14 protein-coding genes are annotated in these 12853 nt (G+C 36.0%); 7 read left to right on the forward strand and 7 right to left on the reverse strand.

Annotated features, from left to right (window positions below; translation table 11 throughout):
* Together F6K27_RS29790 and F6K27_RS29795 are read left to right on the forward strand one after the other, a co-directional pair.
* A partial coding sequence (locus tag F6K27_RS29790) for a hypothetical protein (RefSeq protein WP_287279542.1) occupies window positions 1-800 on the forward strand: 800 nt, incomplete at its 5' end.
* 233 nt (window positions 801-1033) lie between these two features.
* Window positions 1034-2209 (forward strand): phytanoyl-CoA dioxygenase family protein, encoded by a 1176-nt coding sequence (locus F6K27_RS29795; protein WP_287279543.1) that lies wholly within the window; start codon window positions 1034-1036, stop codon window positions 2207-2209.
* 780 nt (window positions 2210-2989) lie between these two features.
* On the opposite strand, the gene cysC is transcribed toward F6K27_RS29795, so the two are convergent.
* Window positions 2990-3571, reverse strand: a complete 582-nt coding sequence (cysC, locus tag F6K27_RS29800) for an adenylyl-sulfate kinase (RefSeq protein ID WP_192901270.1) — start codon at window positions 3569-3571, stop codon at window positions 2990-2992.
* Between the two features lie 247 nt (window positions 3572-3818).
* Here cysC and F6K27_RS29805 point away from each other — a divergent pair, with 247 nt between their 5' ends.
* The 4 genes from F6K27_RS29805 (at window position 3819) to F6K27_RS34150 (ending at window position 6764) form a co-directional block, all read left to right on the forward strand.
* A complete protein-coding gene (locus F6K27_RS29805; protein ID WP_287279544.1) occupies window positions 3819-5246 on the forward strand; it encodes a DASS family sodium-coupled anion symporter in 1428 nt (475 codons plus the stop codon).
* A gap of 3 nt (window positions 5247-5249) precedes the next feature.
* A complete protein-coding gene (locus F6K27_RS29810) occupies window positions 5250-5684 on the forward strand; it encodes a hypothetical protein (RefSeq protein ID WP_124145075.1) in 435 nt (144 codons plus the stop codon).
* 512 nt (window positions 5685-6196) lie between these two features.
* Entirely contained in the window at window positions 6197-6526 is a 330-nt protein-coding gene (locus F6K27_RS34145; RefSeq protein ID WP_353736093.1) for a Uma2 family endonuclease, read from the forward strand.
* Window positions 6501-6764, forward strand: a complete 264-nt coding sequence (locus tag F6K27_RS34150) for a Uma2 family endonuclease (protein WP_353736094.1) — start codon at window positions 6501-6503, stop codon at window positions 6762-6764. The genes F6K27_RS34145 and F6K27_RS34150 overlap by 26 nt, the downstream gene beginning before the upstream one ends.
* Before the next feature lie 764 nt (window positions 6765-7528).
* Here F6K27_RS34150 and F6K27_RS29820 read toward each other — a convergent pair.
* From F6K27_RS29820 to F6K27_RS29835, 5 genes are all read right to left on the reverse strand, one after another.
* A complete protein-coding gene (locus tag F6K27_RS29820; protein ID WP_287279545.1) occupies window positions 7529-8317 on the reverse strand; it encodes an ABC-2 family transporter protein in 789 nt (262 codons plus the stop codon).
* 308 nt (window positions 8318-8625) lie between these two features.
* The gene (locus F6K27_RS34155; protein ID WP_353736095.1) at window positions 8626-8955 is read right to left on the reverse strand and encodes a DUF1963 domain-containing protein; all 330 of its coding nucleotides are present in this window, start codon (window positions 8953-8955) and stop codon (window positions 8626-8628) included.
* Between the two features lie 57 nt (window positions 8956-9012).
* Window positions 9013-9255: a DUF1963 domain-containing protein gene (locus F6K27_RS34160; RefSeq protein WP_287326503.1), complete on the reverse strand. Its 243-nt coding sequence runs from the start codon at window positions 9253-9255 to the stop codon at window positions 9013-9015.
* Complete coding sequence (locus F6K27_RS29830; RefSeq protein ID WP_275670379.1) at window positions 9224-9349, reverse strand: hypothetical protein; 126 nt, start codon at window positions 9347-9349, stop codon at window positions 9224-9226. Before F6K27_RS29830 ends, F6K27_RS34160 begins: the two co-directional genes overlap by 32 nt.
* A 634-nt stretch (window positions 9350-9983) precedes the next feature.
* Window positions 9984-10982, reverse strand: coding sequence for an ATP-binding cassette domain-containing protein (locus F6K27_RS29835; RefSeq protein ID WP_287279546.1), 999 nt, complete (start codon window positions 10980-10982; stop codon window positions 9984-9986).
* Window positions 10983-11072: 90 nt separating this feature from the next.
* Between F6K27_RS29835 and F6K27_RS29840 the strand changes: the two genes are divergently transcribed.
* Entirely contained in the window at window positions 11073-11876 is an 804-nt protein-coding gene (locus F6K27_RS29840) for a calcium-binding protein (RefSeq protein ID WP_287279547.1), read from the forward strand.
* Window positions 11877-12105: 229 nt separating this feature from the next.
* Here the strand turns inward: F6K27_RS29840 and F6K27_RS29845 are convergent, their stop codons facing one another.
* Entirely contained in the window at window positions 12106-12543 is a 438-nt protein-coding gene (locus F6K27_RS29845; RefSeq protein ID WP_287239454.1) for a hypothetical protein, read from the reverse strand.
* Window positions 12544-12853 lie beyond the last annotated feature (310 nt).

The following is a 12853-nucleotide window of genomic DNA, read 5'->3' on the forward strand; positions in this document are numbered from 1 at the left end:
TTCTTTCTAGTTCATCTATACTTAGGTGTTCTTGGATACTTAAGCGTCTTGGCATAATGGCGATCGCTCCTGGGAATTATTTTTCTCCTCTTCAATTATACACAAACGATGCTACCGGACATGATATCAGTCAAACTACGCAGCTTGTTTGCTCACAAAAGCTCCTTGAGTACAGAAACTCAGTACTTTACGGTAAGATGGTAACACTCAGATATCGGTGCATAGATTGGCATTGGGATTGTCCTGCTCAAAGGGTACGCTTTGTACTAGCTGTATGGCCGGAGGGCAAACAAATAATTCTGCTATCAACTGATCTGACTCTATCCGCAGCAGAAATTTTAACGGCTGATAGTTGGCGTTTTCAGATTGAAGTCACTTTCCGCAACTTGATTCAACTATTATCTGGTTTTAGCTATCGGTTTTGGATCAAAGCTCTGCTCCCAACTCAGGGGTGGCCGAAAGACTACTTAATTCTCAATCGATATCCGAACAAACAGCAGCAACAATTTCACAGAAAAGTCGAAGCTATGGAACGGTTTGTACTGAGCAACGCTATAGCTCTAGCTATTTTACAACTGCTTAGTTTAGAGATGCCCATGATGATCTCGAAGGACTTGCCTCGTTGGTTTCGTACCCTACCCTCCAATGGTTATCCAAGTGAACAGATAGTTCTACTGACACTCGCCGAGCAAAGAAAGCAGATTTTAGCCAAAAGTAGGTCAGGGCTACTTTTGACAAAATTCTTAAATACTCGAACGCTATTCACCAGACAATCAAATCTGGAGCATTTTTTCACATGAAACCAACTGTTTTATGAATACAAAAACTTTTTACTGTCCAGTAAGGCAGAAAATACAGATTAAAATGTAACGACCTTGGCGTGAATTTGGTACTATCTATTGCAATAGACAGGCAGGTTAGGACTTATGTGGATGATGATCTGAATCAGGGGAAATGTTTTTCCCACTTCCCTATTCCCTGTTCCCTGCTATAATTTTTTGCTCCTGCTTGCTTCTTTCTTTATTCACAAATTATGAGCAAAACAACAGATAAAAAGTTTACTCCTCCTGTGATGAATTTACCTTTGGTAGATTCGCCATTTTTTGAACAAATTTTTAGCCAGTTAACTTTAGACAAAGATACAAAAAAACTTGTCAAACAATTTGCTGAACAAGGATATGTAATCATAGACGACTTAGGTATAGAAAATATTGCAGAAACTACAGACAGAATAGTTAAAGACTTAACTCCCATATATGGAGAAAAAGGCAAAGTAAAATCAGCTTGGATTTATCACGATCGAATTCAGGATGCTTGGACATTTAATCAAGATGTAAAAAAAATTGCCACTTCTCCCAAAATTATTAACCTATTAAAAATACTTTATCAGCGAGAACCAATCCCATTTCAAACCTTAAATTTTAAGTTTGGTACTCAACAATCTACTCATAGTGACAGTATACATTTTAGTTCAATGCCAGCTAGGTTTATGTGTGGAGTTTGGGTAGCTCTTGAAGATATAGATGCAAATAATGGTCCGCTACATTATTATCCTGGCAGCCATAAATTACCAATATTTGATTTAAACGACTTAGGAATTACAGGTAGTTATCAAAATAAACCTTATGATGTTTATCCCATATATGAAGAGTTTTTACAGTCATTAATTGAACATAATGGTTTAAAAAAAGTAGAACTTTATGTCAAGAAAGGGCAAGCTTTAATTTGGGCTGCAAATTTACTACATGGGGGTAGTCCAGTTTTAGATAAAAACCGCACCAGATATAGTCAAGTAACACATTATTATTTCTCTGATTGTATGTATTATATTCCTTTACTTTCAGATCCATTTTTACATAGAATTCATCTTAAAGAAGTGATAAATATTATGACAGAAAAAGTAGTCGATCATATTTATAATGGTGAGAAAATTGAAGTTAATCCCGAACAGTATGAAGTAGAAAGATTAAAATATCAACTGTTACAATTTCAGGAGGAATTAGAAAAATTAAGACCTATGGCAATGCAATTTCAGGATGAACTGACTATATTAAAACCTCAACTTCAAACAGTTGAGTCAGAACTAGAAAAGTTACGTATTCAGTTATATGATTATCAAACAAAATTTCAATTATCAGAAGCTCAAAATCAGTCAATTGAGACAGAATTAAAAAGACTAAGAACTCAGTTATATCAATCTGAATTATAGTAAATTCAGCTATAAGCTATCAGTTATCAGTTATCAGTTATCAATAGGACTTATACCGTTTCACGGAACTCAAAAGTCAAAAGTTAAAGGTTAAAAGTTAAAAGTAATATTTTTAGGACCCAAAACTTTGACACTACAGTAATTTCAGGAAATTATTTCACATCTAAAGGAGCTAAACTATTTGTAACATTCTTTTTTCACGCTTGGTATTACACATAACCACCAATTATGGTAGGGGTTAACGACCGTTAACCCCTACAAATGGTTTATAATATCATGTCCGGTAGCATCGGAGCGTGTATAAAATTAGGCATTGGTGAATGCGTAATGCTTTTGTCTCAAATATCTATGAAAAAACTATAATTGTACCGTTCATAAATATTTAATGGCATTACCTAATCACCAACCCCTAAAATTAAGGTAATAATAGGAGAAAACCTTCTGCCTCCAGCATAGCTGCCTTCTGCCTTCGGACCACCAAAGTCTAATTATTCAACCGGACATGATATAACTTCATCTTTTGGGTAAGTCTTGGTATATAGCAGTTGAAGCAAAGGTTAGGATAGATCAAAAGCTTAAAACTCAGACAACGTAATACTTTTCCTTCTTTCTTCTGCTATATATTATGTTCCCAATGCGGGACTTGCCCCCTATAGGTATACCTCACCCATGATGGAAAATATCGAATCTGCTGTAAATAATATTGTCTGGTCAAAAAACTCAGTTTTATGATTCAAATAAATCAATTTTAGGATCATAAAACTGGGTTAAATAAATCTCCTAAATTCGCACAAAACTACCGTTAATATGGGAGCGATCGCTCGGTTCTAAATAACCTAAATTCTTCATCTTCAGTATAATTTTCTCCTTACTTTCAGTAACTGTTTCTAAGTCAGTTAGACATTCAACTTCAGGATGAGGAGGTGCTTCATAAGGTGAATCAATACCAGTAAATTCTTTAATTCCTCCAGCTCTGGCAAGTTGATAAAGTCCTTTTTTGTCTCGTGCTTCGCAAACTTCTAAAGGTGCATTAACATATACTTCCATAAAATTGCCAATTCTTTTTCTAACCTCAGCCCGAACTTGATTATAAGGAGAAATAGCAGATACTAAAACAATTACACCATTACGAGTTAAAAGATGAGCTAAAAACCCAATTCTGCGGATATTTTCATCTCGGTCAACTTTACTAAAACCCAAACTTTTACCAATATCTTGACGAACTATAGTACTATCAAGAACTTCTACCGTATAACCAAGCGATCGCAACTCTTCTGCCACAGCTAGACTCAGAGTAGTTTTACCAGCACAGCTTAAACCAGTAAACCACACTGTTACAGCAGTTTGATTAATTTTTTCCATTCACAACATCCTATAAAAAACAAAGTTTAAATCCCGAATAAAAATAGGAATTTTAGGAATTTAAAGTTTCATCATTTTCTTGACTTAAGATGTCTACTATGATAACATAATTGTTTAACTTGCTATAAGTCAAATATAGCGTAAAGTATAACAGCCCAATCAGTTATAACTATAATTGAAACAGTAAAAACTATTTTAAGTTCCTCATAGCATTGCCAATTAAATCTCCACAACTTAACTCATATAAATGGAAAATATTAGATATCTTCGTAGTTGGTTACGCATATCTCGTCAACCTCAGTATCGTTGGTTTTGGTTTGTAGCTGCAGCACTAATCTATGTAAGTATTCTCCTGTTTCCAATAGCAGGAATAGAAAAAGAAGCAAAAGGAGCTTTAGCAGTATTTGGGGTAACAGCTTTCCTGTGGGCAACAAATACCTTACCAGTAGCAGTCACAGGCTTAATGGTCTTATTTTTAATTCCCCTCAGTGGTAGTATGTCTGCCACAGAAACTTATGCCTATTTCGGCAACAAAGCAGTATTTTTTGTATTAGGAGCATTTATTTTAGCTAGTCCTATTCAACGCTCAGGACTGAGTACCCGTCTAGCATTAACAGTAGTTTCCCGTTTTGGCAAGACCCAGAATACTTTAATTGCCTCTATTTTAATTCTTTCAGCCGTAATGTCTTTTGTGATTAGTTCCTACGCTGTTACGGCAATGTTATTTCCAGTAGTGATAGAAGTTATACAAGCAGCAGGAGCTAAACCTGGTGGACGTTTTGGACTAGCAGCATTCTTAGCTTTAGGTTGGGGTTGCGGTATTGGTGGTATCGCAACTTTACTTGGAGGTGCCAGAGCACCACTAGCATTAGGAGTTCTTCGCAGCACCACTAACGGAGAATACGATGTCAGTTTTGTGGAATGGTTTATTTGGTCTATTCCTTTAGTCGTATTACTGTTAACAGTAGCTTATTTTATCTTACTCCAAATAGGAAAAGGTACAGTTGTGTCTTTACCAAATGCCCTAAAATTTCTCAAAATTAGGTCAAAAAGTCTGGGAGGAATTTCATCAAGAGAAATTGGTACATTAGTATTAGTGGCAGGGATAGTTTTATTGTGGATTTTTAGAGGAACAGTTTGGGGACTAGATACAATAGCTTTCTTTGGGGTGATGTGTAGCTTCATTTTTGGGTTGGCAAGTTGGCAAGAAGTAGAAGAAGATGTTAACTGGGGTATTTTTTTAATGTATGGTAGTGCTATTGCTCTAAGTGCAGTGTTACGAGATACAGGGGCAGCACAAGCATTAGCAGAAATTTTATTGGGATCGTGGATTAATTCTGGTTTCATTTGTTTTGTGGCAATGGTTTTGATTATTACTATTTTGACAGAAGGAATGAGTAATGCTGCTGCTGTGGCAGTTTTGATGCCAGTTGGACTTGCTTTAGCAGCTAAATATGGAATCGACCCTAGAGCAATGACATTGGGTATTACTCTGCCATCAGGTCTGGCTTTTCTGTTGCCAGTAAGTACCCCGGTAATGGCCATTATCATTGGTAGTGGTTATGTGTCGCCTGCTGAAGCTTTTAAGCGTGGCTTATTGCTAAAATTAGTGGGGACTTTGATATTCTTGGCAATGGCGAAATTTTATTGGCCTTTATTTGGGCTAGGGGTGTAAGATATGAATATTTGGTTGGTGGTTGCAAATCCCTATGCTTACGATAAAGCAATGTGGAAAGGAATCTCAGAAGCTCAACAAAATCAAGCTAAATTGAGAGTTGTGTTTTTTATTAATAATAACTCTATTAATGATGTTATTGGTGAACTGGGGCAAACTGGTTGGTTAGGGTCTAATCCTTTGCATAAACTTCAAGACTCTATGTTAGAGGGTTATCGCGCTCTAGCTAGTGATGTTTTGAAGCGGGTAAAGCGTAAAGCTAAAGAAAAAGAAGTAGAATTAGATATTCAAGAAGTAATAGAAAGACCTAGTTTAGAAGAATATCTGTTTGAGCTTGTAGAGCAAGATGCAATAAAAATTATTGTTGCTGGTCCTCAGTTACTTACTACTAGAGTTGCAAATTTACCAAGTATAGCAGAGTATATTGAGGAAGATTAAAAACAATGTAATTAATTCCTATAGTATTTTATTTATTTGTTCAATGAAGCTCTAAAAATATGTATCTCATCAAGTTAAAAATTGGTGTAGGTTATTTCAGTTATCAGTTAGCCTCCTAACGGAGGAACTGCGTTAACAGTACCTCTGCAATAAGGAGGCTTTAAATATGGAATATTCTCTTTTTTTATCCCCTTAAAAGGGGAGGCTTGGGACTAAAAATTTTCGGTCAATAATATTATATTTGCATAATCAGTTATATTAGAAGAAAGAAAGAAGAAGGAAAAATCTGGTGTTGTTTTAGTTTTAAGCTTTTGAGATGTCTGCGCCCTTTACTTCAACTGCTATATCAAAAAACATAGCTTCTTGCTGATAAAAAATCTCCCTCCGGATTTTCTATTACTTACTAAGTAAGATCAACTTATTTATCTGAATCAAGCGACAAAATATATATTTTCCTATTTTTTTTCCTGATTCCTGGCAGACACACAATCTTGACAAAAGAAGTGAATCTGATGGTACAAGTTAAACATAAATTTCAAAGCTTTGAAGAATATTTATCATATAGTAACAATTCAGAAAAACTCTGTGAATTATTTAATTGTGAATTAATTGAAATGCCTCCAGAATCACGTTTAAATGTTGAAATTGCTACTTTCTTGTTACTGAGATTTGCCTTACTTTTAGGTCATAGTCGAGTACGGGGTCAAGGATTAGAATTAGAGGTTAGAGGAGAGCCGAAAAATCGCTATCCCGATTTGACTATCATCCGAGAAGAACATATTCAAAAATTATTAAAGCGGAATAATTCGCCTTTCTATGTCTCCTCCTTTGTTAGTTGTTGAAGTCGTTAATCCTGGAGAGATACAAAGAGAAAGAAACTATATTGCGAAGAGAATTCAATATCAAGATTGTGGTCTTCCTGAATATTGGATTGTTGACCCTGAAACTAAAACTATTCTAATATTAAAATTAATCGGCACAAGTTATACAGAAGTAGGTAGTTTTTCTGGTAATTATTTAGTATTATCTCCTGGATTTAGAAGGCTTAATTTGAAAGTTTCTACAGTTTTTGATGGTTGAAGAAGGAAGGATTCATTAATTGATAATGGATAATTACCTCTGGTTAAAACCAAGAGAAGAAAACATTTTCCTTATAGCGGTTTTCACTCATGTTGACTACAGTAAAAATTATAGATATACCTAAAGTTTAATAAGCTACAGAAAGAGTTGTATTCTATGTTAATGAAAACTGCTATAAGCGTCAATCATCTTCTTTTCAAGGAGAGGTAATGATTAATGATTAATTATTAATTAGGGCTTGCTGATTAAATATAAAAGTCTTTACAGATCAAAGTTTTAGCCTTTTTAAGTATCAAAAAGTGCGAGGTTTTAGGTGGTAATGGTTCAATTAGGAGCGGATTTTGCTCAAGAGTTGGGCAGAAAAATTAAGGGACTATTCTTCCTACTATCTCCTCTATAATTCCCCGTTCCTCCTGTCTCCAGTATAGCTGTCTCCTGTCTCCTACCCCTACTAAAAGACTAGTGAAGCGCAAACCCTAATAATTAATAACTAATTATTAATTAGGGCTTGCTGATTAAATCTAAAAGCATTGACATATAAAGACTAAAGAATTTTTGGAGTCGAATTGCAGTGCAAATTTTTCACCTCTTTATGCTCATGCATGGAGCGTATTTTAGGCGCATAGTTGGGCAGAAAAATCATTCTTACAAAACGCCCGCTCCTACCTCCTATAAATTCCAATTTATCCTGTCTCCAGTATAGCTGTCTCCTGTCTCCTACCCCTACCACTCATACTTTTTCAGCAAACCCTAATTATTAATTACTAAGCACCCATCCCCGAATATTGCTTTAACCCCTTTCGCCACAACCAACGATTTAATCCCAAAAATATCGCACCCCAAGCAAACATCATCAATAACCCGCGTCCAATATCCACAGGCAACCCTACTAAAATAGAAGCAGGAAAATAAATTATATAAGGAAACGGAGTCCATAATGCTATTTGATATACTGATTCTGGAAACACTTCTAATGGAGCAGTTATTCCCGATAAAAACATATTAGGTAAAAACCAAAGCTGCTCAAGGGCGCTAGCTCTTTCTATCCAAAAGGCAAACAAAGCCATTGTATATTGAATTAAAAATCGTAATGCAAATGCCATTACTGCTACAATTAAAAATAACAAAAAATCACCCAAACTTGGCAACCAAAATATCCGGGGATATAGAATCAAAAATAATAATATTAAACCTAAAATAAAAGGTCCTCTAGCAAGCCTTTCTCCAATATGACCAAAGAAATGATGCCAAACAGGATCTATCGGTTGTAATAATTTAGGAGATAATTTCCCCTGAACTACTTCTTTTTCAAAATCCCAAATCACCCAAACAGGTGTGATTGCACGGGCAATAAATACAGCTAAGAAATAATGAGAAAACTGTGATTTATCTAATGCAAATTCCCCTGCTACTGAAGCCTTTATCCAGACTCCCATCATAATAAAAGGCAAAGAAGATGACAATACCCATAAGAATAGTTCTGCTCTATATTCCAGCATATAAGCGTAGTAGGTAGATAGAAAAACTTTAGCAATTTTGATAATTTTTTTCATGGTTTTTAATGGTTGAAGAAGGAAGAAGGAAGAAGGAAAAAGGAAGAAAGAAAAATCTTATTAGTATTATATTAGGGTAAGCATTCAACCGTCAGCATTCAGCTATCAGCTATTACTTTTAGTGAGTGGTGAAGGCTTATTAATTGAGGTAGAAAAATCTTGCTACAAAAGTCAGTTCTAAAGTCTATATTCATTTAAACCTCGTTCTTAAGCACAGGGTCTTATTGCTGTTAATGCAGTTCCTCCGTAGGAGGCTAGCTGATGGCTAATAGCTGTTTGCGCAGCATTCCGGAGGAAATGCTTACATATTAGGCACAAGCCCAACCAAATGCTACTTGATTTTTGTGATATTTGCACTGAGTAATATGACCACAACCAAGGTCTCCAAACATAAAGGGTAAATTATCTTCAGAATCAACCTGAAAAACTAATCTCATTTCTTCACCACAAATCGGACAATTAGGATATTCTATTCCCTGAACCCATAAAGGCCAACCTGCTAATTTATCTCCTTCAATTGGGAAGCTATCCTCTTCAGTTAAGAAATTATCTTCATATAATTCATCATCTAATTCTATACCAAATTCTGCTGCTTCAGCATAGTTAGGATAATCTTCTAGTTGTTGCCAATCGACGATTAATTTAGGAGGAAAAACTTTTTTATTTTCAGGATTTTTTACATCTTGTGCTTCTGTTTATGGCTGAACAATTCTAATTAAATGAATGTCGGAAAATGGTTCCCATCCTTCATAATCGCAATCACAAAGTAGTTCTTCATTAGTGCAATAAAACATCTGTAAAATACCACTACCAAATTCATTTTTTAATGCTTCTGGTAAGGTATTAAGGTTTAGCTGAAGAAAGAATTGTAGAGGATTTTGGCAATGAGGACATTTCGGCCATTGTTCATCTTTTGGTAAACCTTGGTTTACCAGCAAATTTAGAAGCAGTTAAAGCACCATCTCCATCGATAGTTATTGGTTTCCAAGCTTCACGTTTATAGGGTTGAATTTCTAGCGGAATATTAGTCATAATATTTATTTGTAGAAAAAATTAAATAAACTATTTGGAGGATAGTAATTAGGGCTTGCTGATTAAATATCAAAGCACTGACAGATATGGGTTTCAGCTTTTTTTTGTCTAAAAAAGTGCGCCTGTTTCGGTCTAAACAGCTGCATAAAGCTAGTATTTTGGGATGATTATGGCAGAAAAATCTTGGGACAATTTTTACGACTACCTCCTCTATAATTTCCATTTCTCCTGTCTCCTGTCTCCTACCCCTACCAAAATACTTTCCATACGCAAACCCTAATTAATAAGTAACAGGACTTACGCAGAATCACCTTGAAAGCACCATACGTAAGAGTTGGGCAGAAAAATCCCAAATTGACAATTCTTACTTCTACCTCCTCTTAATTCCCATTTCTCCTGTCTCCTGTCTCCTGTCTCCTGTCTCCTGTCTCCTCCTCCTACTAAAAGACTTTTTCAGAAAACCCTAATTAATTTAAAAAATGTAAGGATTCAGATTATTTATTACATTAGCTGATCAATTAGTAGTTTAGCGATCGCCTCACAAGCTAAACCAAGAAAATACTAATTGATATTTAGTAATTAATTTAAAAAATTGAAACCTTTCAAACTTTTGACTTTTGACTTTTGACTTAAATTAAACTTTTCCTGCACGAAAAACTCTACCAATGACCTCCTCAATAGGTGGGTCAGTCACCGTCAAATCTTGCACTTCTAATTCTGCCAAAATCTGAGCTACAGTTGCCGTTAAATTTTCCCGGCGTACCAATAAATGTACTGACTGACCTTCCAGCATTTCCACCTCCCCATAATTAGATAAATGTTGCTCAAAATTATCTACATCCGTAGGTACAGGATTAAGTAATTCTATTTGTACCTCTCGATAAGGAGCAAAACGATCAAGTAAACCATCTAAACTGCCATCATAAATTAACTGACCTTGATATATCAATAACACGCGCTTACATAAAGCCGTAATATCAGCCATATAATGACTCGTCAACAACACAGTTGCCTGATAACGTTGATTATATTCTTGCAAAAACTCCCGCACTGCCACTTGTGCATTTACGTCTAAACCTAAAGTTGGTTCATCCAAAAATAAGACTTTTGGTTGATGTAATAACGCCGCCATCAACTCTGCCTTCATCCGCTCCCCCAGAGATAATTTTCTGACTGGTTGCTTCAACTTTCCCTCCAGGGACAACATCTCTGTTAATTCCATCAACCGTCTGTAATATTCTTTGTCAGAAAGACCATAAACAGCAGCATTAATTTTCAGGGAATCTAACACTGGTAAATCCCAGATTAACTGTTGTTTTTGCCCCATGACTAAGGTAATTTGCTCTAAAAATTTTCTCTTGCGTTCAAAGGGGACATAATCTCCGACTTTAACTATACCGTTAGACGGATGAATTAAACCTGTGAGCATTTTCAGAGTAGTAGTTTTGCCAGCACCGTTGGGTCCGAGAAATCCCACTACTTCCCCCGGGTCTATTTCAAATGTAATATCTTCAACTGCCTTAACATATTGGTAGGTGCGACGTATAAAATGAATTAATGTTCCCTTAATTCCTGGTTCTTTGATGGCTACTGGGTAGATTTTGCTCAGATTTTTAGCGAGTATAATAGACATAACTTTTGAATATTAATTTGAGTTACAGGCAACATTGGCCATAAATAGAACAGCAAGAAATTTAGCATATTTTAGGAGGCATACTAAGTTATGGTACTTATTCCAGATTTTTCAGACTCTTCTCCTCGTTTATTGGGAACAAACGGTGATGATAATGAGATTCTCACAGTAGAGCAAGCTACTTCTTTTCCTGGGGGAGTATTAGCTCTCAGTGGTGATGATATCATTACTGGTTCATCTGCCAACGACTTAATTTTTGGTGGTGAAGGGAAAGATGAGTTATTTGGAGAGGGTGGTAATGATATTTTGCATGGTAACAAGGATACAGATTTTCTCAATGGTGGCCTTGGTGATGACACATTGTATGGAGGTAAGGGTGCCGATCTATTAAATGGTGGAGATGGTAATGATATTCTGATTGGTGGTGCTGGTGTTGATATTTATAAAGGTGGTTTGGGAAGTGATGTATATGTTTTGAGAACTGAGTTAGCAGGAGTAACACAAGATTTAAGTGGTATTACTTCTTTATTTCCAGGAATTCCCAGTACTGTTCAATTGCCTAATGCAATTATTACTGATTTTAACTCTTCTGAAGATATTATTGGATTAACAGGAGGGATGACAAAATCTGATTTGATATTTGAAGATTTTAATAGTTTTGAGGAGTTTGGGATTAATACAAATTTGATTTTACCATTTGTCAGTGATGAACTTGAACTGTTAACCAAAGCAGATATTTCAGTACAGGATTTAGATCCAAATAATGATGGTGTTTTAGAGGGTACTGCGATTAAAATGAGTGGTACAAATCAGCTTTTAGGATATGTGTTGAACACAACTTCGACAGAAATAGCAGCGTTGCCAGAGTCACAGTTTATTAGTGTTAATTTTTAACAAAAAATAGCGAGAAGTCCCGCGTTCTAGTGCAAGGGAACGTCGTATAGGAAAGCGACCATGTTATAATATAAGAACACAGGGGGAGGACATCACCTCTGTATAAACTGCAACTCCTTTGCGGGTTGAAGAATCCCGCGTTGTCGCTCAAGCACGGGCATCGGGAGCATGTCAAGGAAGACGCACATAGTTTTCTAGGTTGACAGCAGCATTAAAGTCTCTGTCAGCCTTAAACACCCACAGAAACGGCCACTAAGCTATCTAAAATTAACTGACCAAAAACTTGTTCCATTTCTGTTGCTATACGTCCATACTCTCCTTCATAGGGTGTCATTTCTCCCCGATGCTTAATTAAGGACTGTAGAACTGTTACTGCGTGTTTCTTAAACTGTGTCGCTCGCCAAAACAAAGCAGCAGTTTCCATATCCCAGGCACTATTTTTCTGGGTACTGCTTTCTAAGATATTAATCAGACTTTTAACATTATCAGTCCTTTCTCCGATTAGCTCAGGGTAATTATAAGCATGATAATCTTCAACATGATGGCAAATCATTAACTGTACTGGGTAAAACAGTGATTCTGCCTGATGCCGAAGACTGTCTACCAGTAAGGGAGAAGCAAAAAGACTCTGACCCAATTGTGAAGCAGAAAGACCCGAATCGCGCATCAACCCTTGAAGAAGGAGACAGGAGACAGGAGACAGGAGACAGGAGGAAAATTACATGGGGATTCGCTCCCCCAAGTAATGCGTGAACACCTCCGTTGACGGTGGGGTATTAAACCCACAAAGAAAATGATAAAGGTTATTAGCTTCGTCAATGATATTAATGTCTCTAAGATTGTCTGGAGTTATAGCAATGAGCGCTGGCATCTTTACATATTACATAAATATTGATAATGTAACATAAAAGTAACTGTATGAGCTGTATTTTTCATAAATTAGGCGATCGCTAAAGGTTAAAGTTTTAAGGATGCGT

The sequence above is a fragment of the Okeania sp. SIO2F5 genome, assembly GCF_010692685.1.
GTDB classification, from domain to species: domain Bacteria; phylum Cyanobacteriota; class Cyanobacteriia; order Cyanobacteriales; family Microcoleaceae; genus Okeania; species Okeania hirsuta.